Below are 272 nucleotides of genomic sequence, written 5' to 3'. Positions count from 1 at the left end.
CCCCTTGACCAACGGACCAGAGTTGTTATTTTCAACTCTTACTATTATACCGACTTTTCTTACTTTGTCAACACCTTTTTTTAATTTTTTTTAGAAGTCTTGTAATGTTTCCTTCAGCTCTCTGAGAAGGGCTTTGCGGCCTTTAAATCGTTCGTCTGCCCAGAGGCTTTCGTAGGCTTCTTGTTTATCTTGTGGTAATTTTCTTCTATAAGTATCCAACAATTCATGAAGGGCGTAGTAATCATCCAGCCACAATCCTCCTTCTGGTAGGC

Annotated in this window: 1 pseudogene; it reads right to left on the bottom strand. The window is 40.1% G+C overall.

From position 1 onward, the window contains the following. Positions 1-90: 90 nt before the first annotated feature. A pseudogene (locus tag ADM33_RS11420) lies at positions 91-272 on the bottom strand (sigma-70 family RNA polymerase sigma factor); the annotation flags it as partial.

The organism is Streptococcus oralis (assembly GCF_001075875.1).
In the GTDB taxonomy this organism is placed as follows: Bacteria; Bacillota; Bacilli; order Lactobacillales; family Streptococcaceae; genus Streptococcus; species Streptococcus oralis_I.
The sequence above is the reverse complement of the archived record's forward strand: the minus strand, read 5'-3'. Positions and strand labels throughout refer to the sequence as shown.